At 30.5% G+C, this 25,230-nt stretch carries 21 protein-coding genes; 6 read left to right on the forward strand and 15 right to left on the reverse strand.

Annotated features, from left to right (window positions below):
• Positions 1 to 5 precede the first annotated feature (5 nt).
• The 5 genes from prmA to AQ1685_RS14985 all read right to left on the reverse strand — a co-directional run bounded on the left by prmA (position 6) and on the right by AQ1685_RS14985 (position 3,780).
• A complete protein-coding gene (gene prmA / locus AQ1685_RS14965; protein WP_095073464.1) occupies positions 6 to 839 on the reverse strand; it encodes a 50S ribosomal protein L11 methyltransferase in 834 nt (277 codons plus the stop codon).
• Positions 840 to 1,598: a triose-phosphate isomerase gene (gene tpiA, locus AQ1685_RS14970; RefSeq protein ID WP_095073466.1), complete on the reverse strand. Its 759-nt coding sequence runs from the start codon at positions 1,596 to 1,598 to the stop codon at positions 840 to 842.
• A 157-nt stretch (positions 1,599 to 1,755) separates the two neighbouring features.
• Positions 1,756 to 2,241, reverse strand: coding sequence for a TlpA family protein disulfide reductase (locus AQ1685_RS14975; protein WP_095073468.1), 486 nt, complete (start codon positions 2,239 to 2,241; stop codon positions 1,756 to 1,758).
• On the reverse strand, positions 2,242 to 2,703 hold the full coding sequence (locus AQ1685_RS14980; protein ID WP_095073472.1) for a TlpA family protein disulfide reductase: 462 nt from the start codon (positions 2,701 to 2,703) through the stop codon (positions 2,242 to 2,244).
• Entirely contained in the window at positions 2,704 to 3,780 is a 1,077-nt protein-coding gene (locus AQ1685_RS14985) for an ABC transporter permease (protein WP_095073473.1), read from the reverse strand.
• Between the two features lie 64 nt (positions 3,781 to 3,844).
• On the opposite strand from AQ1685_RS14985, the gene pyrF reads away from it, so the two are divergent.
• Positions 3,845 to 4,654 (forward strand): orotidine-5'-phosphate decarboxylase, encoded by an 810-nt coding sequence (gene pyrF, locus AQ1685_RS14990; RefSeq protein WP_095073475.1) that lies wholly within the window; start codon positions 3,845 to 3,847, stop codon positions 4,652 to 4,654.
• A 417-nt stretch (positions 4,655 to 5,071) separates the two neighbouring features.
• Here pyrF and AQ1685_RS14995 read toward each other — a convergent pair whose 3' ends face one another.
• The gene (locus AQ1685_RS14995; RefSeq protein WP_095073477.1) at positions 5,072 to 6,721 is read right to left on the reverse strand and encodes a RagB/SusD family nutrient uptake outer membrane protein; all 1,650 of its coding nucleotides are present in this window, start codon (positions 6,719 to 6,721) and stop codon (positions 5,072 to 5,074) included.
• A gap of 17 nt (positions 6,722 to 6,738) precedes the next feature.
• A complete protein-coding gene (locus tag AQ1685_RS15000; protein WP_095073479.1) occupies positions 6,739 to 9,861 on the reverse strand; it encodes a SusC/RagA family TonB-linked outer membrane protein in 3,123 nt (1,040 codons plus the stop codon).
• Between the two features lie 235 nt (positions 9,862 to 10,096).
• On the opposite strand from AQ1685_RS15000, the gene AQ1685_RS15005 reads away from it, so the two are divergent.
• The gene (locus tag AQ1685_RS15005; RefSeq protein ID WP_095073480.1) at positions 10,097 to 10,870 is read left to right on the forward strand and encodes a LytR/AlgR family response regulator transcription factor; all 774 of its coding nucleotides are present in this window, start codon (positions 10,097 to 10,099) and stop codon (positions 10,868 to 10,870) included.
• Between the two features lie 27 nt (positions 10,871 to 10,897).
• Positions 10,898 to 11,698: an ABC transporter substrate-binding protein gene (locus tag AQ1685_RS15010; RefSeq protein ID WP_095073481.1), complete on the forward strand. Its 801-nt coding sequence runs from the start codon at positions 10,898 to 10,900 to the stop codon at positions 11,696 to 11,698.
• Here the strand turns inward: AQ1685_RS15010 and AQ1685_RS15015 are convergent.
• From AQ1685_RS15015 to hutH, 8 genes are all read right to left on the reverse strand, one after another.
• Entirely contained in the window at positions 11,678 to 11,863 is a 186-nt protein-coding gene (locus tag AQ1685_RS15015; protein ID WP_095073483.1) for a Lacal_2735 family protein, read from the reverse strand. The two genes, AQ1685_RS15010 and AQ1685_RS15015, sit on opposite strands and share 21 nt — an antisense overlap.
• Before the next feature lie 58 nt (positions 11,864 to 11,921).
• A complete protein-coding gene (locus AQ1685_RS15020; protein WP_095073484.1) occupies positions 11,922 to 12,632 on the reverse strand; it encodes a DUF4197 domain-containing protein in 711 nt (236 codons plus the stop codon).
• A gap of 53 nt (positions 12,633 to 12,685) precedes the next feature.
• Entirely contained in the window at positions 12,686 to 12,850 is a 165-nt protein-coding gene (locus AQ1685_RS20365) for a DUF5522 domain-containing protein (RefSeq protein WP_162288582.1), read from the reverse strand.
• An 83-nt stretch (positions 12,851 to 12,933) separates the two neighbouring features.
• Entirely contained in the window at positions 12,934 to 16,587 is a 3,654-nt protein-coding gene (locus AQ1685_RS15025) for a M1 family aminopeptidase (protein ID WP_095073486.1), read from the reverse strand.
• A gap of 11 nt (positions 16,588 to 16,598) precedes the next feature.
• Entirely contained in the window at positions 16,599 to 17,492 is an 894-nt protein-coding gene (locus AQ1685_RS15030) for an ATP-binding cassette domain-containing protein (protein ID WP_095073487.1), read from the reverse strand.
• 108 nt (positions 17,493 to 17,600) lie between these two features.
• Positions 17,601 to 18,146, reverse strand: coding sequence for a DUF4136 domain-containing protein (locus AQ1685_RS15035; protein WP_095073489.1), 546 nt, complete (start codon positions 18,144 to 18,146; stop codon positions 17,601 to 17,603).
• Between the two features lie 12 nt (positions 18,147 to 18,158).
• Positions 18,159 to 20,183, reverse strand: coding sequence for a urocanate hydratase (locus AQ1685_RS15040; RefSeq protein WP_095073490.1), 2,025 nt, complete (start codon positions 20,181 to 20,183; stop codon positions 18,159 to 18,161).
• A gap of 10 nt (positions 20,184 to 20,193) precedes the next feature.
• The gene (gene hutH, locus AQ1685_RS15045) at positions 20,194 to 21,684 is read right to left on the reverse strand and encodes a histidine ammonia-lyase (RefSeq protein WP_095073492.1); all 1,491 of its coding nucleotides are present in this window, start codon (positions 21,682 to 21,684) and stop codon (positions 20,194 to 20,196) included.
• A gap of 77 nt (positions 21,685 to 21,761) precedes the next feature.
• Here hutH and AQ1685_RS15050 point away from each other — a divergent pair, with 77 nt between their 5' ends.
• The 3 genes from AQ1685_RS15050 (at position 21,762) to AQ1685_RS15060 (ending at position 25,028) form a co-directional block, all read left to right on the forward strand.
• Positions 21,762 to 22,667, forward strand: coding sequence for a LysR family transcriptional regulator (locus AQ1685_RS15050; protein WP_095073493.1), 906 nt, complete (start codon positions 21,762 to 21,764; stop codon positions 22,665 to 22,667).
• 7 nt (positions 22,668 to 22,674) lie between these two features.
• Complete coding sequence (locus tag AQ1685_RS15055; RefSeq protein WP_095073496.1) at positions 22,675 to 23,484, forward strand: helix-turn-helix transcriptional regulator; 810 nt, start codon at positions 22,675 to 22,677, stop codon at positions 23,482 to 23,484.
• A gap of 62 nt (positions 23,485 to 23,546) precedes the next feature.
• Positions 23,547 to 25,028, forward strand: coding sequence for a serine hydrolase domain-containing protein (locus AQ1685_RS15060; RefSeq protein ID WP_095073497.1), 1,482 nt, complete (start codon positions 23,547 to 23,549; stop codon positions 25,026 to 25,028).
• The last annotated feature ends 202 nt before the right edge of the window (positions 25,029 to 25,230 follow it).

A 25,230-nucleotide genomic window follows, 5' to 3' on the forward strand; every position in this document is an offset into this window, starting at 1 on the left:
CAATTTTACTTAATATACTTTAATGACACCCAGTTATTTCTTTCAATAACTACATCTAAGGTCATTCCGTATTTAGATACTTCTTTATCTATAATTGGAATATCTTCCTTATAAAATCCACTTAAAAGTAATATTCCTTTCTCACTTATACAACTCATATAAGCATTCATATCTTTTAAAAGAATATTTCTATTAATATTTGCGATAATGACATCGTATTTTCTATTAATTAACAGCTCTGCGTCTCCTTCTAAAACAGTAATATTTTTACAAGAATTTCGTTCTACATTCTCTAAAGAATTTACGTAACACCAATTATCAATATCTATAGCATCTATAGGGTTTGCACCTTTCATTTCAGCAAAAATTGCTAAAACTCCAGTACCACACCCCATATCTAATACTTTTTTATCGTGTAGATTTAAACCTATAAGATGTTGTATCATCATGTATGTTGTTTCATGATGACCTGTTCCGAAACTCATCTTAGGTTCAATAACTATATCGTATTCTAAGTTTGGATTTTCATGAAAAGGAGCTCGAATACTCACTTTGTCTTCTACTTGAATTGGATTAAAATGTTTTTCCCATTCTTCATTCCAATTTGTTTGTTCAACTTCTTTGAACTCGTAAGTTATTTCAAATTCTGTTGATTCAAGTATAAAGATTTCTTCTAAAACATCTTCTTTCCAATCTTTCTTTTGAATGTAAGCTAACAATCCCGTTTCATTTTCAACAAAACTTTCAAAATTTTTCTCACCTAATTCAGCTATTAAAATTTCAATTGCTGGTTGCTTAGGTTCTACTACAAAAGAATACTCTATATATATATTATCCAATTAAATTGATTTTACAATAGCAGAAAAATCTTTTTCTTTTAATGAAGCTCCTCCAATTAAACCTCCATCAACATCTGGTTTAGAAAAAATTTCTTCTGCATTATTTGGTTTTACACTACCTCCATAAAGAATAGAAACACTATCAGCCAATTTAGCATCGTAAGCTTTAGCCAATAAACCTCTAATAAACTCATGCATTTCTTGGGCTTGATCTGCTGTAGCTGTTTGTCCTGTTCCTATTGCCCATACAGGCTCATAAGCTAAAATGATATTTTTAAATGCTTCTGCCTGTAATCCGAAAAGAGCTTCTTTTAATTGGCTTTCTACAACTGAGAAATGATTTTCATTTTGTCTGTCTTCTAATTGTTCTCCAAAACAAAAAATAACATCTAAACCTTTTGCTACTGCTGTATTTACTTTTTGAGCTAAAGCCTCATCTGTTTCATTAAAATAAGCTCTTCTTTCCGAATGCCCCAAAATAACAACATTTACTCCAATATCTAACAACATATCAGCAGAAATCTCACCTGTAAAGGCTCCATTTTTAGCTTGGTGTAAATTTTGAGCAGAAACTTCTAGAACACTCTTTGCGGTTTTCTTTACAGCATGTTGTAGATTCACAAACGTTGGAGCAATAATTACACGAGTATTATCTAATTTTACTCCTTTTAATTCTTTTTTTAACCCTTTAAGTAACTCTTTAGTTTCATTTAAAGTGTTGTTCATTTTCCAGTTACCTGCTACAATTTTTTGTCTCATTGGTTTTGTTATAAATACTTCTGTTATTGAAGGTTGATTATTATTAGTTTACTAGCACATTTATTTTAAAAAACTTTGTAGTGCAATCACACAAAACTAGTTTTTTAATAACGAAGTTTAAAGATTAAGCTTTAGTTTTTTTACGAAAACGTAATAATTATTTGAGGGCATTTAAAATTCTAGAATCATTAATTCTGGTGGCATTAAAGACTTCGATACCTCCTATTTCATCTATCACTAAATATCTTGGTATCCATGACAAATCTAAAAATTCACCTAAATCTCCATCCCAACTAGAAGGTAATAAATAATGTTCTCCTTTGATTCCATATTTACTTATTCCGTTCTGTAAATCAGTTAATGAATCATTTATGGATAAAAATAAAAAAACCACATCTGGATGATTTTTTTGAAGTTGTGAAACTTTAGGTATTGACTTGATACAATCTGAACACCAAGAAGCCCAAACATCAATTAAAATCTTTTTCCCTTTATAATGATTTAAAACATTCTTGAAAGTAATCATATCATTTGATAATGTTACCAATTGATCTTGCAAAGCCTTTTCAGAAAACGAAGTTTCTATTCTTGGCTTACAGCTTAAAAACACCATCAAAATAAATAATAAAGAAAGTAACTTCATTTATTTCAATTTATCTGATACTTTGGATGTTTTAAAAACTTCTATGTTTCCTTGCTCATCTATTTTTAGAAATCTAGGAATACTTTTTAATTTTAGAAATTTCCCTAAACTTCCTTCTCCTTTTTCAGGAATATAATAAAATTGTCCTTTAGGCTTTACATACGCTAAACCTCGCTTCCAATCGTAATAGGAATGATCTACCGATAAAAAAACAAAGCTGAATTCAGGATTTTCTTTTTGAAACTTTAACACATCATCAAAACTATCTTGACTTACAGGACAATAACTAGCGAAGATTTGAGCAAAAATCTTTTTCCCTTTGTTACGCTCTAAAACTTCTTTAAATGTTATTGTTTCTCGATCTAAAGTTTGAATTTTCTCATTTAATGCAGACTCTGAAAACACTTTCGGTGAAGCACAACTTGCTAAGAAAACTATAATTACCAAATAAAAATATTTCATTTAATTCAATTTTACTCTTGGATCCAACCAAACATAAATAATGTCTACCAAAATATTGATTATTATAAATATACTTGAAATCACTAATACACTTCCCATAATAACTGGTAAATCTAAAGTATCTAAAGCATTAACAATCTCTTTTCCTAAACCATTCCAATTAAAAATATATTCAATAAAAACTGCTCCTGCCAACATAGAAGCAAACCAACCTGAAATTGCAGTAACAACAGGATTTAATGAATTCTTTAAAGCATGATTTTTAATTACTTTGAAATTAGATAATCCTTTTGCTCGGGCTGTTCTTATATAATCTTGATTTAAAGTTTCTAATAAGGAATTTCTCATTAATTGACTTACAACAGTTAACGGTCGTATTCCTAAAACAATAGCTGGCAATATTAAATTTTTCCATTGTATGTAAATTCCTTCACCAAAATCATCTACAACAAATAAACTTCCTGTCATTTCAAGTCCTGTAAATTCATGTAGAACAAACCCGAAAAACCAAGCGAATAAAATTGCTGAGAAAAAGGAAGGTAAACTCATTCCTAATGTACTTAAAACAGCTATAAATTTATCTAAAGTAGAATTTTTATAAACCGCAGAAAATACTCCTAATAGAATTCCTAAAACAATAGCCATTGTGATAGCAAAACTTGCAAGAACTATAGTATTAGGTAATGTTTCTTTAATAACTGAAGTTACAGATTTTCCATTTTTTTGAAAAGATTCCCTTAAATAAGGATATTTTACAACTACACTTAAATCACCAACAGAAAAAATATTTTTAAATGTATATTTTTCTGAAGCCAATGAAGTATAATGATTTTCATTTTTGCTATGAAAAGACAAAGGTGACAAATCATTCAAATAATATAAATATTGAGTTCCAACTGATTGATCGAAACCATACTTTTTTCTAATAATCTCAAGTTGTTCACTATCTTCTCTTTGTCCCATTAACATTCGAGCTGGATCACCAGGTAAAATATTAAAAAGAAAGAAAACAACGGTTACTACTCCTAAAAGTGTTAGAAAACCATAAAAAATCTTAGTTGTTATATACTGAAACATTTGAAAACAAAGATAACAGAAACTTTAAAATAGTTACTTTTGCCTAACTTTTTAACAACAAACAATGACAACTGAACAATTAGTAGCTGAAATACGACAAAAAAAATCGTTTTTGTGTATTGGGTTAGATGTAGATTTAAATAAAATACCCAAACATTTATTAGCGTTAGAAGATCCTATTTTTGAATTTAACAAAGCAATTATAGATGCTACTCACCATCTTTGTGTCGCCTACAAACCGAATACTGCTTTTTATGAAGCTTATGGTATTAAAGGATGGAAATCTTTAGAAAAAACAATACAATACATAAACGAAAATCACCCTAATATTTTTACTATTGCTGATGCCAAGAGAGGAGATATTGGAAACACTTCAACAATGTATGCTAAAGCTTTTTTTGAAGATTTATCTTTTGATTCAGTTACAGTTGCTCCTTATATGGGAAAAGATTCTGTTGAACCTTTTTTAGCTTTTGAAGACAAACACACCATTTTATTAGCTTTAACTTCTAATGCTGGTGCTTTTGATTTTCAAACTCAAAAAGTAGATGAAAAAGAAGTTTACAAACATGTTTTAAATACATCTAAAACATGGAAAAATGCACATAACTTAATGTACGTAGTTGGCGCTACAAAAGCAGAATATTTAAAAGATATTCGTGAAATTATACCTGAAAGTTTCTTATTAGTTCCTGGAGTTGGTGCTCAAGGTGGAAATTTACAAGAAGTTTGCAAATATGGTATGAACTCTTCTGTTGGTTTATTAATCAACTCTTCTAGAGGAATTATTTATGCAGGAAATGATGAAAACTTTGCTAAAGAAGCAGCAAAAAAAGCGGAAGAATTACAATCGCAAATGAGTATAATTTTATAATTGAATGTAAAATTATCAATAAAAAGGTCTTAAGCGTAAAACTTAAGACCTTTTTTTAAAACATGAATTTTAATTATTTCTTTTAAATACTTTTTAAGTTAATATAACTTTTAAGAAATATTGATTTATCTAAATATTGCGTATATTTAAATGAAAAAGTCAAGGTAAACAACTCCTTGACTTTATTTGATTGATTAATTCAAACAACTATACTTTTAAACAGTTGCTTGCTTCAAAAGTAAATACTTATTGATCTCTACAACATAGTTTTGATGCAAATTGCTTGATTTTTGAACTAAATGGAAAGAAATCAATTTTGTTTAAAAAATTAAAGCTACCCTGTAAAAGGGTAGCTTCAATCCATTACTAATTAATACTAAAATTTATAAAACAAATTTATTTAACTTCTGTATAATTTTAATTTTGGTCAGCTGGTGTAATTTCTGGATTTGCATCAATCTCAGCTTGAGGAATTTTGAAGATCCAAGCATTATTTACTGATGGCCTATCTACCTGATAAGCATCTTGATATAAAACTTGAGAAGCTCCTGAACCTCCGTTTGCAGCATGATCTATACCTTCATCCCAACGGATTTTATCAGTATATCCAAAACCTTCACCCCAAAGCTCTAATCTTCTTTGGAATTTGATGTGATCCATTAAACTTGCTTGATCGTTGAAAACAGTTACATCATAAGCACTATCTCTTTCTTCACCTAAAGGTCTTAAAGCAGCCTGTGCTCCACCAACATCACCTAACATTGCTCTAGCTTCAGCTTCAATTAAATACATTTCAGAAGATCTCATGTAAATGATATCATCTGGATCAATACTTCCAGGATTTTTATTCTTCATTTTAAAATGCATGTATGGATGCTGATTAAATGAATTAGTAATACCGTATGTAGTATTAATCTCTGCTCTTCTAGCATCAAATGCAGCTTGAGTAGTATAATTTGGATCGTTTCCAAAACCTCCTTGACCATTCGCTGCAGAACTGTTTGTATTCGGTGCATCTACAATAAAGACATCTTTCCTGTAGTCTGTACTTGGAATTGCATCAACTAATCTTCTATCAGCAATCTTTGGGTTATTTCTAATTTGAGAACCATTAAATGTATTACTCATTAAATAAAAATAAGAACGGAAGAAAGTAGTTTCTGTAGCGATTACATTACTTCCCCAGATTACCTCTGATAATGTAGTAGTGTTAAACCCTGATTTCCAGTCAGCTTCATTCATTAAAGGGAACCCTTGTCTTGCTAAGGCTGCCTCTGAAGCGGCTGTAGCCCAATCTCCTTTTGATAATGCCCAACGAGCTTTTAAACCATGCGCTACATTAATATTTAATTGAGATTTATCTTTAGCGTTTCCACTTGGCCTTGGAGAAGCACTACCAAAAGCAGTGATTGCTGCATCTAAATCTCTTTCAATTTGATTGTATACATCTTGTACAGTTCCTCTTGGTTTTGTTTCAGCAACAGTTAAAGTAGATTTTAATAAAACTGGAACACCTGGATCAGTTGATGGTGCACCAATTAAATATCCTTTAGAATAATGCTGTACTAGAGATAAATATGCATAGGCTCTATAAGTATATGCTTGACCTTCAATTGCCTTTAACTCTGGTGTTACAGGAATTGTACCTTCATTAAGCTTTTCAATGATAGAATTGGCATGTAAAATCGTATTGTAACGATGGTACCATAAAAGTTGATTGGTTAAAGATGTTGGTAATGTATGAGAATTCCATTGCATCTCTGTTCTCCATCCTAAGTTATTAGCATTAGCAGAATGAATTAAATATCCTGCTAAATTATCTCCTAATGGCACCCAATAATGGTTTCCTGCTCTTTCAGTACGTCCTCCTGGAAATATATTAGTTAATTGTGAAAACAAACTTCTGTGAACTCCATTTAATACTTTTTGCATATCTTCTGCAGAAGATAAAGCAACTGAAGGTGTAACTGCATTAGTCGGAGTAGTTTCTAAAAAGTCATCACTACATGAAGTAACAATAACTAATGATGGAATTACTATTAATAATGCTTTAATTTTTTTGAACATAATATTATCTGTTTTTTTTAAAATGAAACATTTAAACCTAAAGAAATAGTTCTCGCTGGACTAAACGCATTACCATTTTGCGTACCTGCTAAGTTAAACTGTGGATCTAATCCTCTACGTTTACTGCTTAAGTATAAGTTCTCTCCAGTAATAGATAATCTTAAGTTATCTAAACCATACTTACTAATCATTTCGCTATCAAAACTATATCCTAAGTTTACATTACGTAATGACCAGAAAGATCCGTCAGTTAAGAATCTATCTGAATTACCTCTTACTAAATTAGGGTTTCCACTCTCTATTCTTGGAACATTGGTAATGTCACCTGTTTGTTTCCAAGCATTTAATATATCTGGATGAATTGCTCCTCCGTAATCAGATGCATTTACCAAGGCTGAATATCCACCATCTAAAATACTTCCACCGATTCCATAATTCACTAAAAAGCTTAATGAAATTCCTTTATAACTTAAGCTGTTAGAAACAGACCCTAATAAGTCAGGAATAGATGAATCCCCAGTATATACTCTTTCAGTATCTTCCCAATCGTTAGTTGTTTCAATATTTCCATTTGTGTCTAATACTGGTACGCTTTCTCCATTTGCATCTAACTCGTACTTGTAGAACAACTGATCTCCATTGGCTGGGTCAACACCCGCAGTTTTTAATAAATAAAAGTCAAATCTAGATCTTCCTTCAGCCCATCTCTTTGTTCCATTAACAAATGGATTAGGAATTGAAGTAATTTCATTCTCTAGTGTAGATGCTTGTAAAGTTATATCCCAATTAAAATCTCCCTTTCTAAATAAGTGAGCAGTTAAAGACATTTCTAAACCTTTATTAAACATATCTCCAGTGTTCTCTGGACGAACATTAATACCTAAACTTGGAGATATTGGCACATCAAATAATAAATCAGTAGAATTACGCTTATAGTATTCAAAAGATCCATCTAATAAATTATCAAATAATGTGAACTCTAAAGCTACATCAAAATTTTCAATTGTTTCCCATTTAAGATCTCTATTTCCTAAATCAGAAATAACAAATGCTCCGTCTGCTGCATTTGAAGTAATTCCAAATCTTGCTTGGTATAAGAACCTATCAAAAAGATTATCGTTTCCTACTTCTCCCCAAGAAGATCTTACTTTAAGTCTATCTATAAAAGATACACTTTCCATGAATGCTTCTTTGTGGATATTCCATGAAGCACCTACAGAGTAGAAATTACCCCATCTTGATTCAGGAGCAAAAACTGAAGAAGCATCTCTTCTGAATGACCCACTTAAAAAGTATTTATTATCAAAGTTATAGTTTAATCTTGAAAAATAACCTTCTATTGTTTTCTTAGATGAAAAACCTTCTAAACTTACTACATTTGAAAAGTTATCAAATTCAAAAATACCTGTTGTAGATTGTACTGTAGCAAGTCCACTATTTTCAGAATAGTCATCTTCAAAACTTTCATGACCTAAAGTTAATTCTACATTGTGTTTTCCAAAACTTTTGTTGTATGTTAATACTTGGTTAAAGTTTTTAACATCTCTTCTAAATCTTCGCTCACTGTATCTTCCGTCAGGCTGTGCATCACCAATAATAGCATTTTCATATCGTTTACGAAGACCTTCAACGATATCTGTACCATAGTTTAATCTAAGACGTAAACCATCAATTATTTTGAAATCTCCATAGAATCTGAAACCATATGTATTGTTTTTATCTCTTTCATCATTTAATAATAATTCTTGTAAAGCATGACGTCCTTGATTTCTTGGTCTAGATCCAATGTTGTATTGTGGGAATCCTTCTCCACTATCAAAAACTGGATTTCCAACATTATCACGAACTATATTTCCATTTCTGTCATTAACAAATACAGGATAAATAGATCCTATCCTTGCTGCAAAACCAAAAGGGTTTGCTATAGAATCTTCACCAGCGGAACTTGGCCCAACACCTTCAGAAATAGCAATATTTGCACTACCTCCTATCTTAATATAATCACTAACATCAAAATCGGCATTAATTCTAGTTGTAAGTCTATCAAAATTAGCTCTTTGGATATACCCTTCTTCTTCTAAATATGAAGCTGAGAAAAATACTTTATGATTTTCTCCACCACCAGAAACATTTAAACTATAATTTTGTCTAAATCCTACTCTTTCCATAAAGTCGAACCAATCTAAAGATTGATAGATAACTCTTGCATTCGGGTTAATTTTACCATCTACTCCAACAATTTGATCGTTAGGAACGTTAAAAGGATTGTAACCTAATTGATTGTAAATGTTTGCTGATGCAAAATTTGGATCTCCACCTGCTGCACTAGAGTTTTTTAATGCTTCCCACATTACCTCATAATATTGCTCTGGAGAAACTTGATCATATAAAGGATTTGCTCTTGTAATAACACCACTTTGTACAGAAGCACTTACTTTGATATCACCTTTACTACCGCTTTTAGTTGTGATGATTACTACTCCATTTGCAGCTCTGGCTCCGTATAAAGATGTTGAAGCAGCATCTTTTAAAACAGTTAAAGATGCAATATCATCTTGACTTATCGCATTTATTGGACCTAAATACTGTACTCCATCAACAATATACATAGGATCTGTACTACCGTTTAAAGTACCAACACCACGAATTACGATGTTTGGCGAAGAACCTGGTTGACCGTTAGTAGAAGTAAACTGTACACCAGTAGCCTTACCTTCAATTGCAGCAATAGGAGAAGTAACATTTCTAATTTCTAAATCACTAGAACCTACAACACTTGCAGAACCTGTAAAAGCTTCCTTTTTTGTTGTACCATAAGCTACTACCACTACTTCATCAAGAATACTGTCACTTTCCATAGTCAGATTAATAGTATTAGAAATACCAACTACTCTTTCCACAGTTTTCATCCCAACAAAACTAAAAACTAAGATTTCTCCTTGTTTTACTTTGATAGAATATCTACCCTCTCCGTCTGTTTCTGTACCTTTAGAGGTATTTTTAACTATTACGTTAACCCCTGGTAAAGGACCAACATCATCTGATACAACACCTTTTACTGTTATGTCTTGTGCGTTCACTTTAAAGATGACGCTCAAAAACAACAGCAAATACATTGCACTTTTAAAACGAAATTTCATAAAATTATTTAATTTAATTGATTAGGGGGCTAAAGTTATTCCGTATCTATGTTTGTTAAGATTCATTTGAAGTAAAACACCCTTTTTTTGATGTAAGCAATCCTTTTTAACACATAAAAATCTCAAATGTTAAAATCTAGTTATTTCAATGTTAAAGAATACGCCTTTACAAGTGATACTTCATTAACTTTTTTTAACTTCGCTAGTCAATCAACTCCAATATTATGAAGTTAAAATGGACATAAAGTACATAACAGTTGATAATCAAAAAGTTGCTAGAACTAGAATAGAGAAATTATTGAATAATTATCACTCTTTTCAGTCTGTTGGAAGTTTTTCTAATGGTGCAGAAGCTATAGATCATATCAATTATTTAAATCCAGATGTTGTTTTTTTAGACATACAGGTTGAAGACATGTCGGGTTTTGATATTATTGAGCGTACTTCCCCAAGTACAAGACCTTTATTTGTTTTTATAACTGAGGATGGAGGCTTTGCTCATAAAGCTTTTGATTATTTAGCTTTCGATTATATCGTTAAACCATTCAGTGACAATAGAATACACCAATCTATTAATAACATTATCAATCACAAGAAAAAAGATGAATTACTAAACATTCAATCTAGTATAAAAGATATCTTGTCATTGATTCAGCAAAAAGAGATTTCTGAAAATAAAAAAATCAATATTAAATCTGGAAATAAGATTTTGTTTATAGAAACAGATACTATAAAACATATTTCTGCGTCTGGTTACTATGTTGAAATTTTTACAACTGATAATAAAATGCATTTATTGAGGGAATCATTATCTAGTTTAATACGAAGATTGAACTCGCCTAAGTTTATGCGTATACATAGATCAACTATTATTAACTCTGATTTTATTGAAGAAATTATAGTTTCTAATTATGGTGAAACTGATGTAAAAATCACAGGAGTAAAAACTACTTTTAGAGTAAGTAAAGGATACAAAAAAGAGTTTCAAGAATTAATAGGAATTAAATAATATAAATTATTTGTTAATTTCGATCTAATGAAACTTGAGGTAACCGATCAGCTTCATAGAAGTATAATACTGGATAAGAAGCCAAAACGAATTATATCATTAGTACCAAGTCAAACTGAATTGCTGTTTGATTTAGGTTTAGAAGAATATATTGTTGGCATCACCAAATTCTGTGTGCATCCTTATCACTTAAAGCAATCTAAAACTATTGTTGGTGGAACAAAAAATGTAAAGCTAGAACGAATTAAGGAATTAGCTCCAGACATTATTTTGTGTAACAAAGAGGAAAACACACAAGAAATCGTTGAAGCATGTGAAAAAATAGCACCTGTTCATGTTTCAAATATCTTTAATTTAAATGATACTATAGAATTGATGCATCAATACGGTACATTATTTTCTTGCAGAACTGAAACCCAAAAAATTATTCAGAAATTAGAATTCAAAATTTCTGACTTCAAAGAGTTTATTAAAGATGTAACACCAAAAAAAGTAGCCTATTTTATTTGGAGAAATCCATGGATGACTGCTGGAAATCATACTTTTATCAATCATATTTTAGAACTAAATAAATTTGAAAACATTTACAAAAATAAAGATCGATATCCAGAAATTGAGCTTAAAAAAATACGATTAGAAGGAGATCCTGACTTAGTTTTTTTATCATCTGAACCTTATCCTTTTAAGGAAGAACACGCTTTTGAAATTGGAAGATTTACACACCATGCGAAAACTGTATTTGTAGACGGAGAGTTGTTTTCTTGGTACGGTAGCAGACTTTTAAAATCTTTCGATTATTTTAAAAAATTACACCAAAGAATTGTCTAAATAATTCACTCGATTAATTTTTTCTAAAACTTTCATAGCTTTATAAAAAGCCATGTCACTTTTAGGTTCATCAACATACTTATAATCATTAGATTGTTCTATCAATTTTCGATAGCGTTCTTCTAGATGTTTTTTATAACGTGATAGTTGATTTAAACGTGACATGGCTCTTCATATTTCCATTAAATATAATAATAAAAAACTGAAAAACAAATATTTAACACTATCTATTATCTTGTAAAGCAAATACTTTTCTTAACAAATCTGTATTACGCAATCCTATTTTATTTCTGATTCCTTTCTCTTCAACAGCAATCATTGTAAACACTCCTTGTAATGCTTCTGTAGTGACATAATCTGTTAAATCTGGATTTACCTTATTTACGAAAGGAATAGCATTATATTTCGAAATTAAATTCGCCCATATTTTATCAGCTCCTACCTTTCCAAAAGATCTTTTAATTACTGGATTGAATTTAGAATATAAAGCAGTTTTTGTTCTTCCTTCTAAATAACTTGTAGCTGCATTATCATTTCCTAATAAAATATTTTTAGCATCATTAAAAGTAATTCCTTTTACTGCATTTACAAAAATTGGAGTCGATGTTTTTACTGCATCTTCTGCTGCTCTATTTAAAGCTTTTATTCCTTCGTCTGCTAATTTACTCAACCCGATCTTTCTTAGTCCGCTATCTACTGACTTAAGTTCTTTTGGCAATAGTATTTTTACCAGTTCATTTCTGTAAAAACCATCTTTAGCTGTAAGTTTTGTTACCTGATGTTGAATTCCATTATCTAAAGCTTGTCTTAAACCTTCACCAATTTGCGCTTGGGTTAATGCTCCTCCTTGTGGTAACTGACTTGCTATTTTTTGTAATTCATCGCATCCTACAAATTGTAACGCGATACATACTATTAAAAGTCTTTTAATCATATCTATTGAATTTATTTATTTCTCTATTAGAACCTGTATTTTCTGTAAAGTCACTACTTTTTAAAGCTATCTGTATTTCTATCATATCCGTAAGGACAATGCTTACATCCGCTTTTACAACAATAACCTCTTCTTAAATGATATTCTTCCTTAAAAACTCGATATCCTTGTTCATTTGTATAATACTCATGCGGCTCTGGTTTTAAAATCTTCGTCATATTACAAATATATTATTTTGATTCGCAGAAAAGGCGGTATTTCTTCATAAAAAAACCTCCTAAAAAGGAGGTTTTTTTATGCTTTATAACTTTCTTCGATTGTCATCTGACTTAGTATCAATCAGTTTATTGTATGGATCTATACCAACTTCTACTGGTTTTTTGTCAACAATTATAGAAACAGTATTATGTATTTGTGTAATCTTATGTTTCTTTAAATACAATTCTACTTTTTTGTTTTTTCCATCTACTTCTTCTTCCGCAAAAATCCCAACGTCGATGTAATCCGCTAATGGAACGGAAAGTACTGGTTTTTTCATTTTTTCAGATTGATATGAAATCGTATCTCCAGCTTTTTCTCCATAATAACGTTTACCTAAATCATCGTTTCGATACTTACTAACGTTAAATGTAATATCTACTTGATATTTTCCATTATCTAACTCTTTTGATGAAGCTTCGACTATTTTGTTTCTATACAATGTAATCGTTTCAAACATGTCTTTAATTACATACTTTAAACTATCTGGTGTTTTTTGATTGATATAATCTACCATTTCTAAAGATGTTGTATACGGAGCATCTTGAAACTTCACTTTTTCTACGTATGCTTGTAAAGCACTATTTAAGTTCTCTTCACCGATATAGTCGCTTAATGCATAAAACACTAAAGATCCTTTTTGATAGTGGATATAACCTTGACCGTCGTTATACATTAACGGTTTTTCTCTTTTTCTTTCAAAAGTTCTTTGCGTTAAATATCCATCTAAAGCATCTTTTAAGAACTTACGCATCTCTGTTTTTCCTGTTTTATGTTCTAATACTTTTAATGAAACATATTCAGATAAACTTTCAGAAAGCATTGTTGCACCTAACACATCTGCTCCAATTACTTGATGTGCCCACCATTGATGTGCCAATTCATGAACTGTTACAGAAAAAGGATAATTCACTCCTTCATCTTCTTCATCTACATCTGCTATGAATCCAATTGCTTCAGAAAATGGAATTGTGTTTGGGAATGATTGCGCAAAAGTTCCTCCTGTTTTTGGAAATTCTATAATTCTAACCTGTTTATGCTGATACGGACTAAAACTCTTTGAATTATAATCTAAGGAAGCTTTTATTCCTTCAAACATACGATCTAAATTATACTCATGACCTTTGTGATAATAAATTTCAAGATTTACATCTTTCCACTTGTCTTTTTTCACCTCATAACGCGCAGAATTAAACGCATAGAAGTTTAAAATTTTACTATCCATTTTATAATGGAAATAACGACGGCCATCTTTTACCCATTCTTTTTGTAAATACCCAGGAGCAATTGCTATTTGATCTTCAGCAGTAGAAACAGTAGCTTCAAAATCAATCCAATCACTATCTTTTGAAATATAAGTATCTCCAAGCGCCGTACTATCTGAAGGGTGCGGTTTTAAATCATTTTTTGGTAAACCGTACTTTTCACGAGTTTTATCATCTCTTAATTCTCCTCCATCCGAATAACCAAATGATGGGAAAATACTACTATTCATAAAGGTACCATTCTCACGAACTGGTGAATTTTTTCTCCAGAATGTATTTGGTTTATTTTTCACGGTAAAATTTAACTCTAAACTATCTCCTGGTTGTAAAGGAGTTTTTAACTTATAAATATCAAAATTCTGAATAGTATCTTCAAGAACTAAATCTGTATCTCGATTAAATTTAAAAGTACTTGGATAATTATTATGATTTAAAAACAGGCTATCAATCACCTCATCTGTTTTATTAATCATTTTATATGTTCCTGAAGATTTAAAATCATAAGAACTAGGATATAAATCCATATTTACGTTAACAGCAACAATTCTCGGTTGAGCTTTTCCTTGATATTGCTTATAATCCTTTTCCCACTTTACTCGTAATTCTTCTCTTTCTTTACTAGAAGTACGTTCATTCTTTATATTATTTTCATAATAAATTCTTCCTCCTAAACCTATAAAAGCTACTAAAGACACGGCTAAAACTAATCCGCTCTTTAAACTAAATCGTTGTTTAAATATTGATAAACGCTCTTTAAATGAATGCGGAATTCCACGAACCCAAAATAAGCTTACTAAGACTAATAAAATAGTACAGAAAAGAGCCCAGTATGTTTTATAAGTAAAATAACCTCTTAATGAAGACCCGTAACCATTCATATCGGAATAATTAAAGCCTGGACCTTGATTAAATTTAAAAATTGATTGTTCCACTCCAATAATACCTAAAAGTGGAAAACCTATATTTAATACCAATAAAACGACCAAACCAACATAAGGATTTCGAAATAATGTTTGAATAAATAATGCCATAATAGCCCACAAAGCATAATATGTAAATTCCAACACAAACAATTCAAAAAAGTAATGCCCGAATTCATAATTATAAAAACCTTTGTAGGTTTGATAAATAATACCAGATAACATTACTAAAAATAGCACAACTAATTGTACCTTTAAAAGTGCTGTTAACTTCGATAACCAAAACACCCAATTTGGCATTGGTGTTACATCTACAATATGATTAGCATTTACCATTCTTCCTCTGTGTACTAGCAGACCCGCATATAAAAAAGTAATTACTACCATAGATAATGAAAATGTCGCCATACTGGTCTGTAACATTTTCCAAGTTACTGGTAATGTCTCTGTACCAAAAATACGTCCTGTTTGCGATAATCCTGAAATTGTTAAAAGAATTCCAACTAAAGCAATTGCAATAAATGGTAATGATTTAACTACAAATACAAAATTAATCTTTGAAAGCTTCCATAAACTTTTTAGATTATGTAGTGAAGAATAACTATAAATAACTTCAGGAAGATTAATTCTGGTAATTCCTCCAAAATTCTTTTTTATTGCACGAATTTCTTTTTCTTTTTTAAACCAACTAAAAGTTATTCCGTTCTGACTGAAAGAAAATTTCTTGAATACAACTCCAAAAATAAAACTTGAAACTCCCAACCAAATTAATCTATTATAAATAATTATATCCTTTAAAGGCAGAGTTAATTCGTTTTTCTCTGCAATAGTCCAATAACGTGTATAATAACTTAATGCTGAACTTCCAAATGGATCTAATAAACCTCCTAAAACTCTATTTTCTTGTTGCCCTATCATTGAAGCAATTAATCCTTGAAAAAAAAGAACTACCAACACACTAATAAAACCTGCTGCTATATTTCTACCAAAAGTTACCACTGCAAAAACAATAGCTCCAAAAAATAACAAATTAGGAATTACATATACCAAATACGCATGCAAATATGAGCTAAAACGAAATGCTCCAACCAACTCTGGATTTGTCCCTGGTAATCTAAACCCTATTACCATTCCTAAACCTGCAAAAAATAAAATCAAAGTCACAATGGTTAAACCACTTAAAAACTTAGCAAATAAATAATTGGTTTTTGTAAATGGATAAGAATATAAAATAGAGTGCATTTCACTCTTATAATCTCTAAAAATAGTAACTCCTATTATAGAAGGTAATAAAAAGAATATAAGTACACTCATTGTGTTAAACCAACGATTTACTTCTATAGGAGAATTGACTATTTCATTTCCTCCAGTAATACCAGAAATACTATCAAAAATCCCAGCACTATCGGCAGAAAAGAAAATAGAAGCTATTAAAAAAATAGCTAAATAAATGTAAAAAGCTGGTTTCTTAAACCAGTACTTTACTTCATGCTTAAATATTGTATAAAACATAATTCTAAATATTAAGCTAAAGTAACTTTAGGTTCATCTTCTTTTAACGCGATGAAATATACATCATCTAACTGTGCTTTTGCTGGTTCAAAATCTTCAGAAGGTTTTTCTATTGAATGTACACGAATATTTAATGTATTATCTTGATTGAAGTTCGATGACAACACATTGTAATCTTTTTCATACGTTTCTAAATCATCTCGATCGACTATTTTAGTCCAAATTGTACCTTCTATTGCACTAGTAGCTTTTTCTGGAGTAGCATGATTTAATATTTTTCCTCCATTTAAAATAGCCATATCATTACATAACTCTTTTACATCTTCAACAATATGTGTAGAAAAAATCACGGTACTATTTGTTCCAACTTCTCTTAAAACATTTAAAAAACGACGTCTTTCAGCTGGATCTAAACCTGCAGTTGGTTCATCAACAATAATTAATTTCGGATTATTCAATAATAATTGAGCTATTCCGAAACGTTGCTTCATACCTCCTGAATATCCTGCAACATATTTTTTTCTAACCTCATATAAATTGGTAATTTCTAAAACTTCTCTCACTAACTTTTCACGATCTGATTTGGAAGCGACTCCTTTTAAAGTAGCAAAATAATCAAGTAATTCTTCTGCAGACATTTTAGGATACACACCAAATGACTGTGGTAAATAGCCTAATACTTTACGTAGTGCTATTTTATCCTCTAAAATATTAATACCGTCAAAAGTGATAGATCCACTATCTGGACTCTGTAAAGTAGCAATGGTTCTCATTAAAGAAGATTTTCCAGCACCGTTAGGACCTAGTAATCCAAACATTCCTTTACCTATCTCTAAGTTTAAGTTATCTATGGCTTTCACACCATTTTTATATGTCTTAGTTAAATTTTTAATGGTTAGTTTCATTATGATAATTTTTATAATAAGTAGAATTAAATGACAATTTGTTACAAAAAAAACGTCAAACTAAGAAAATTCTTAATTTGACGTTCCACCCTTCATGGTTATTTAACATTATTTTTTATTGCTTCCTGGAGGATATTTAGCAAGTATATCTTTTACAAATTTATTAATACGTTCTTCTCTTTTTTCAGCATTTCTTAACGATAATGCCCCTGAACCAATACCTTGCCATATCAATTCTTTTTTTTCAGCATCAATAACATCGATAAACAATGTTCCTTCTGTGTATTGATTTACATTTAATCGACCTGCTCCGCCCCACATCCATGGGTTCCATCCCCAGCCATAACCAAACCCCCAGTTAAGGTTATCATTTATATTAACACGTTCACGTGATTTGGTAAATAAACTTATTAAAACATCTGGACTTGATGATTTTTGCATTCCTTTAGCTATCAATTCTGCTTCAATAGCTCGCATAATTCTTTTCTTATCTAAATCTGAAACTTCAGCCTTATCTATACCTGGCTTGTAAAAAGCAAATGTTTTTTTGTCATCAAAATTTGCTTTTGTATCATAATCAGAAACAACTCGTATAGAATTACATGAAGTAAAAATTAAAAAAAGTAGTGGTAAAAAGAGTCTAGTTAACTTCATAATAGTAAACGTTTAAATATTATCAAATAGCGCATCATCAACGATATTAGGCAATGTAACCTTTAATTTTTTCTCAGTTTTCATAGCACGCTCTATTGCAAATATAGCTTCTTTATTTCTTGCCCAGCTACGTCTAGCTATTCCATTATTTACATCCCAGAAAAGCATTGACTTCAAACGTTTTGATGCTTCTTTAGTTCCATCAAGAAGCATGCCAAATCCACCATTAATTACTTCTCCCCATCCAACTCCTCCTCCATTGTGAATTGAAACCCAAGTTGCACCTCTAAAACTATCTCCAATTACGTTATGAATTGCCATATCTGCAGTAAATCTTGATCCATCATAAATATTAGAAGTTTCTCTATATGGAGAATCTGTTCCAGATACATCATGATGATCTCTTCCTAAAACAACTGGTCCAATTTTTCCTTTCTTAATTGCCTTATTAAAAGCTTTAGCTATTTTAATTCTTCCTTCAGCATCTGCATACAAAATTCTTGCTTGAGAACCTACTACTAATTTATTTTCTTGTGCTCCTTTAATCCACTGAATATTATCCGCCATTTGCTGTTGTATTTCTACAGGAGAATCTTCCATAATTTCTTGTAATACTTTACAAGCGATTTCATCTGTTTTCTTTAAATCTTCCGGTTTCCCTGAAGTACACACCCAACGGAACGGTCCAAATCCATAATCAAAACACATTGGTCCCATAATATCTTGTACATAACTCGGATAAGCGAAAGCTTCGCCTCCCTTTTTACAATTATCTACAGCACAAAACTCATTATGGTTATTTTTATGAACATGTGCTCCTGCTCTACTCGATTCTAACAGGAATGCATTTCCATAATCAAAGAAATATGTTCCTTTTGCTGTATGTTTATTTACAGCTGTAGCGTGTCTTCGTAAAGATTCTTGTACTTTCTCTTTGAATTCTTCAGGCTGATTTGCCATCATTTGATTTGCTTCTTCGAAAGATAATCCAGTTGGATAATATCCTCCAGCCCAAGGGTTATGCAACGATGTTTGATCTGAACCTAAATCTACATGGATATTTGCTTCATCGAATTTTTCCCAAACCTCAACAACATTTCCTAGATATGCGATAGAAACTACTTCTTTGTTATCTTTTGCTTTTTGAACTCTTTCTACAAGTTCATCTAAGTTAGAAAAAACTTCATCTACCCAACCTTGAGAATGGCGCGTATGAACAGCTTTTTCATTTACTTCTGCACAAACTGTGATACAACCTGCAATATTACCAGCTTTAGGCTGTGCACCACTCATTCCTCCTAAACCAGCTGTAACAAATAAATTTCCTTTTGGTGATTTTCCTAACTTTCTAAATCCGTTTAAAACCGTAATAGTAGTTCCGTGAACAATACCTTGCGGACCAATATACATATAACTTCCAGCAGTCATTTGTCCGTATTGTGTAACTCCTAAAGCATTAAACTTTTCCCAATCATCTGGTTTCGAATAATTCGGTATCATCATTCCATTAGTTACTACAACTCTTGGTGCGTTTTTATTCGATGGAAATAATCCCATTGGATGACCAGAATACATTACCAATGTTTGCTCATCATTCATTTCAGATAAATACTGCATAGTCAACAGATACTGCGCCCAGTTTTGAAAAACTCCACCATTTCCACCGTAAGTAATTAATTCGTGCGGGTGTTGTGCTACAGCATAATCTAAATTATTCTGAATCATCAACATAATTGATTTCGCTTGAGTAGATTCTCCTGGATATTCTTCAATAGGACGAGCATACATCTTATAATCTGGACGAAAACGATACATGTATATTCGACCATATTTTTCTAATTCTTCCTTAAATTCAGGAAGTAATTCTGCATGATGCTCTTTTTTAAAATAACGTAACGCATTTTGTAAAGCTAATTTTTGCTCTTCTTCAGATAAAATTTCTTTACGTTTTGGTGCGTGATTTATAGTTAAATCATATTCTTTTTTTGAAGGTAAAACTGAAGGAATACCTTGTTTTATTTGCTCTTTAAATGTCATCTTCCTATTTTTAATTCACTATAAATTGTTGTGCTTTCACCATTTTCACCAATGTATTAATATCATCTTTTAATACACGATCTTCTTCCAATTTAGCGACTTTCTCTCTAATTAGCTTAAAGTTTTCTTCAACTATTTCTGAAAATGTATTCGGTCTTCTAAACTCCATTGCTTGTGCCGCATACATTAATTCAATAGCTAAAATTTTATCTACGTTTCCTAAAATCTGATTAAATTTTCTTCCCGAAATACTTCCCATAGACACATGATCTTCTTGACCTAAAGATGTTGGAACACTATCTGCTGATGGAGGAAAACACAATGATTTATTTTCGGTTACCAAAGCAGCTGTTGTATACTGTGGAATCATAAATCCAGAATTTAAACCTCCTGCTTCTGTTAATAATCTTGGTAACCCATACTTTCCTTCTAACAATAAATAACTACGACGATCTGAAATATTTCCTAACTCCGAAGCTGCAATTGAAGCATAATCTAAAGCCATCGCTAATGGTTGCCCGTGAAAATTACCCCCAGAAATTGCTTCAGTTTCACTCAAAACAATTGGGTTATCTGTTACTGAATTCATTTCTATTTCTGCCAATTCTTTTAAATGCTGATATGCATTTCTAGAAGCTCCATGTACTTGAGGAATACAACGAATCGAATATGGATCTTGAACACGTTCGCACTCGAAATGATTCTCTACATTTTGCGAATCTTTTAAAAACATTCGCATACGTTCTGCAACTTTTAAATTTCCTTTAAAAGGTCTAATTTTATGCAATTCCTCTTTAAATGGCGAAGCACTTCCTTGAAAACCTTCTAAACTCATAGCTCCTGCTAAATCGGCTAGATCTAACACATATTCCATTTTCTGTAAACCTAAAATGGCATGTGCTAAAATAAATTGTGTCCCGTTTATTAATCCTAAACCTTCTTTAGCCTGTAACTGTAGCGGAGCTAAATTGTGCGCTTTTAAAACTTCTTTTGACGATTTAATTTTAGTATTAATCCAAAATTCTCCTTCACCTAATAATGGTAAAAACAAATGAGAAAGTGGTGCTAAATCTCCAGAAGCACCTACGGAACCTTGTTTTGGAACTACAGGTAACAAATCATTCTCAATAAAATAAATAATTCTTTCAATTAATTCTAGTCGAACACCTGAAAAACCTTGGCACAACGCATGAACTTTACAAATCATCATGATTTTAGATAAGAATCCATCTATTGGCTCTCCTACTCCAACTGCATGAGTTATTAATAAATTCTCTTGAAGTTTACTTGTTTCTTCAGGTGTGATTTGTACATCACACAAAGGTCCGAATCCTGTATTTATTCCATAAACAGCAACATCAGAATTTGCCATTTTTTCTACCTTAGCTCTACAAGACTGTACTTTAGCTTGAGCTTCATCGTTAATTACAGCTTTCAATTCGCCCTTTGCTATTGAAATTACTGTAGCTACTGTTAAATTATCTATACCGTATTTAAACATCCTAATCGTTTTCTATTTACAAAGTTATTTTTACTTTTGATAACCAACAACATCATTTAAATCAACAATTAATAACCATGAGTTATCAATTAGAATTTCGACATATCAAATATTTTTTGGCAGTTGCTGAAGATCTTCACTTTAGAAAAGCTGCTGAACGCTTGTTTATTTCTCAACCTGGGTTAAGTAGACAAATCAAGCAAATGGAAGATGATTTAGGAATTCAATTGTTTATTCGTAATAATAGAAAAGTTACATTAACTTCAGCTGGGAGTTATTTACAACGAGAATTTACACAACACCTAACAAACATCGATAATAGTTTAAAATATGCAAAACTCTTACAAGATGGTAAATTAGGTGAATTAAGATTTGGTTATGTAGGTTCTGCTATGCAACGTATTATTCCTGATATTTTAGTTCGATTTAAAGAAATACTTTCTGATGTGAAATTTGGTTTTAAAGAAATGGATAATCAAAAGCAAATTGAACATTTGCTTTCTCAAGAAATAGACATTGGTTTTGTGAGATTAGATCGTGTTCCGAGAGGTATTGCGATTACACCGATTTTAAAAGAACCCTTTTGTTTAGTATTACCAAAAGAACATGCTATAAATGAATCGAATTATAAAAATTTATTACAGCTAAAAGATGAATCTTTTATTTTGTTTGATCCATCTTATAGTCCGTCTTATTATGAAAAAGTTTTACAAATATTTGATGAAAGTGGATTTGCTCCTATCGTATCGCACAATACAATTCATGCAGCTTCCATCTATAAATTAGTTGAAAACGGATTTGGTTTATCTATAGTTCCTAAATCATTACAACAAGGTTACGATTCTAATGTGAAATTTATTGAATTAACAGAAATATCTCAACGCACAACCTTATCAATTGTTTGGAATAAAAAAAATAGAAATCCGATATTACATTTATTAATAAACGAAATAGCAGTAGAGTCATTTATTAATAACGAATAAAAATTACATGAAAACTTTAAACTTATATTCTGAACATCAATTAAATCATAAATCTAGATTTGTCAATAAAATATGGGTTTTAGATAATTATTTCGAAAAAAAAGCAATTGAGAATCTTAATATTTTACCTAATGGCTGTTTTAATTTTGCTTTACTCATAGGTAAAGGAGCTACAGCCTATTTTAAAAAAAATAGTTTTAATTTTAATGAAGGAATATATCTTTGTTCGCAACTTACAGAAGTTATAAATCTTACACTTTTAGAAAACTCAAAAATAATTTTAATTCAACTACATCCGTGGTACTTTTCCTATTATCAAAATATAAATTTTAATAATTTTATTGATCTTATTTCTGAAAGCCATACAAACGATCGAATATTTAATAGTAACATCAATCTTAAATCTTCTAATATTTTACAAGAAGTAATTCAAGCCGTAGAAAAACATTCTTTAAAACTTGAAAAAGACAACCCTAATCAGAATATGATTGAAGAAATATGTAATACTATTATTTTAAATTCTGGTGAACTTAAAGTTTCTCAGGTTTTAAATAATTATGATTGTTCAAAACGTTGGATCCAAGCTAAATTTAAAAAAACTACAGGATTAACAATTAAAAAACTCTGCAAAATAATTCAGTTTAGAAATTCTGTAAACAACATAACTTTCAACAATTTACAGAACTCTTTAACATCTATTAGTTATCTATCTGGATACAACGATCAATCCCACTTTATTAAAAACTTTAAACAATATTCTAAAATAGCTCCAAGCAAATTTAATCCAGACAATTACATCTTATCACACATAGAGTAGTTCGTTTTTTTACAATTTTAAAAAATCTTTATTATTCTATTTTTGCTCAAAGCTTTTATAGTATGAATACATCATTTGAATTTAGAGACTACTACCTTTTCTATCTTTTTTTATGTTTGAATATATTACTTTCTTGTAATTCTAAAATAGAATCTAAAAAACAAATAAAAAACAACGTAGGTAACCTAACTCCACAAGAAAAAATTACCAATAACTTAACTCCATACTATTATTTAGAAGATCAAACTCCAATTACCACAATAAAAGAAGTTATGGAAAAAGACAATATTACTGGTGCAAGAATTATTTTTGTAGATAGCAGTAAAATTAGTTGGAGTAAAAATTACGGTTATGCCAACATAAAAGATACGATAAAAGTTAGTAATAACACTCTATTCAGTGGGGCTTCTTTGAGCAAACCAATTACTACAGTAACAGCTTTAAAGTTAGTTGAAAAAGGAATTTTAAGTTTAGATGATGATATAAATAAGATTTTGAAGCGCTGGAAAATTCCTGAAAATAATTTCACAAAGAATAGCAAAGTTACACTTAGAAGTTTAATTGGTCATAGATCTGGATTAAATCGTTCGTTTTGGATGAGTTACTCCCCCAATGAAAAGCTTTATACAAATGCCGAAATTTTAAATCAAAAAGATCCTAAACAACCAAGGACAAAAATGATAAATATTCCAAATACTTCTTATAAATACTCAAACCCTGGCTACCAAGTTATTGAACTATTAATTGAAGATGCTACTGGAATTCCTTTTGAAAAAGTCGTTGACTCTTTAATCTTTAAACCTTGCGGCATGAAAAACAGCACTTTTTCGCAACCTATTCCTAAAGATTTAATAAAACAAAAAGCTACTGGATACTCAAAAAATAAAATGCCATACCCATATCAAATATACCCATTTAAAGGCGCTGGCGGTATATGGACTACACCTGATGATTTAGGTTTATTTTTAATTACCTTGTTCAACGACCATGTAAAAGGCAAACAAATTTTACTGTCTCAAAAAATGACTAATCAAATATTCAATCAGGGAGGAGAAATGGATAAATTAGGGTTTACACTCTGGAATGGAGATGAAGATATTATATTTAGACATACAGGAAGCAATATCGGATTCAATTGCTTTATGCTTGGTTCAATAAAAAAACAACAAGCTGTTGTTTTAATGACTAATTCTGATAATGCTCAAAAACTTCAAGATTATATACAAAGAGCCGTGCCAGATGCGTACGATTGGGCTTATTTAAAATCAAAACCCTATATCAAATCCTCTGTTAATCTGAACAATTTCACTAAATACTTCAGGCAATATAATTGGGAAAATAATTATGTTTTACTATCAAAAGAAAATAATTCTGCATTTATAAACATAAATAATGAACGCTTTAAGCTTATCCCTGTAGGAAAAAGAACTTTATTATTAAAAGAAAAACCATTACTAATTAAATTCCCTAAAAAAGAAAACAATAAAGAATTAATTATTTATAAGTCGAATGGAGATTATTCGGTAGCTTACCCAATATTGTAAATTTAAAAAACTGATTTGATTATAATCTCTAAATATATCGTTCCTAAAGGTTTTACGGGTATTACTTTATATCCGTTTATTTTTCTGAAAAACTCTTCGATTAAAAATGATAATATCACCATTAATCATGAGAAAATTCATCTGCGACAACAAATAGAAATGCTTGTTATTCCTTTTTATATTTTCTATGTAATTGAATGGT

This window comes from Tenacibaculum jejuense (assembly GCF_900198195.1).
Classification (GTDB): Bacteria; Bacteroidota; Bacteroidia; order Flavobacteriales; family Flavobacteriaceae; genus Polaribacter; species Polaribacter jejuensis.

What these genes read in the sequence shown, in the direction of transcription:
- AQ1685_RS15020 (WP_095073484.1), bottom strand. Translation starts at nt 12,632, where the DNA reads ATGATTAAAAGACTTTTAATAGTATGTATCGCGTTACAATTTGTAGGA.
- AQ1685_RS15035 (WP_095073489.1), bottom strand. Translation starts at nt 18,146, where the DNA reads ATGAAGTTAACTAGACTCTTTTTACCACTACTTTTTTTAATTTTTACT.
- AQ1685_RS15000 (WP_095073479.1), bottom strand. Translation starts at nt 9,861, where the DNA reads ATGAAATTTCGTTTTAAAAGTGCAATGTATTTGCTGTTGTTTTTGAGC.
- AQ1685_RS14985 (WP_095073473.1), bottom strand. Translation starts at nt 3,780, where the DNA reads ATGTTTCAGTATATAACAACTAAGATTTTTTATGGTTTTCTAACACTT.
- AQ1685_RS14995 (WP_095073477.1), bottom strand. Translation starts at nt 6,721, where the DNA reads ATGTTCAAAAAAATTAAAGCATTATTAATAGTAATTCCATCATTAGTT.
- AQ1685_RS15005 (WP_095073480.1), top strand. Translation starts at nt 10,097, where the DNA reads ATGGACATAAAGTACATAACAGTTGATAATCAAAAAGTTGCTAGAACT.
- AQ1685_RS15050 (WP_095073493.1), top strand. Translation starts at nt 21,762, where the DNA reads ATGAGTTATCAATTAGAATTTCGACATATCAAATATTTTTTGGCAGTT.
- AQ1685_RS15015 (WP_095073483.1), bottom strand. Translation starts at nt 11,863, where the DNA reads ATGTCACGTTTAAATCAACTATCACGTTATAAAAAACATCTAGAAGAA.
- pyrF (WP_095073475.1), top strand. Translation starts at nt 3,845, where the DNA reads ATGACAACTGAACAATTAGTAGCTGAAATACGACAAAAAAAATCGTTT.
- AQ1685_RS15055 (WP_095073496.1), top strand. Translation starts at nt 22,675, where the DNA reads ATGAAAACTTTAAACTTATATTCTGAACATCAATTAAATCATAAATCT.
- AQ1685_RS20365 (WP_162288582.1), bottom strand. Translation starts at nt 12,850, where the DNA reads ATGACGAAGATTTTAAAACCAGAGCCGCATGAGTATTATACAAATGAA.
- tpiA (WP_095073466.1), bottom strand. Translation starts at nt 1,598, where the DNA reads ATGAGACAAAAAATTGTAGCAGGTAACTGGAAAATGAACAACACTTTA.
- hutH (WP_095073492.1), bottom strand. Translation starts at nt 21,684, where the DNA reads ATGTTTAAATACGGTATAGATAATTTAACAGTAGCTACAGTAATTTCA.
- AQ1685_RS15025 (WP_095073486.1), bottom strand. Translation starts at nt 16,587, where the DNA reads ATGTTTTATACAATATTTAAGCATGAAGTAAAGTACTGGTTTAAGAAA.
- AQ1685_RS15040 (WP_095073490.1), bottom strand. Translation starts at nt 20,183, where the DNA reads ATGACATTTAAAGAGCAAATAAAACAAGGTATTCCTTCAGTTTTACCT.
- AQ1685_RS14975 (WP_095073468.1), bottom strand. Translation starts at nt 2,241, where the DNA reads ATGAAGTTACTTTCTTTATTATTTATTTTGATGGTGTTTTTAAGCTGT.
- AQ1685_RS15010 (WP_095073481.1), top strand. Translation starts at nt 10,898, where the DNA reads ATGAAACTTGAGGTAACCGATCAGCTTCATAGAAGTATAATACTGGAT.
- AQ1685_RS15030 (WP_095073487.1), bottom strand. Translation starts at nt 17,492, where the DNA reads ATGAAACTAACCATTAAAAATTTAACTAAGACATATAAAAATGGTGTG.
- AQ1685_RS15060 (WP_095073497.1), top strand. Translation starts at nt 23,547, where the DNA reads ATGAATACATCATTTGAATTTAGAGACTACTACCTTTTCTATCTTTTT.
- AQ1685_RS14980 (WP_095073472.1), bottom strand. Translation starts at nt 2,703, where the DNA reads ATGAAATATTTTTATTTGGTAATTATAGTTTTCTTAGCAAGTTGTGCT.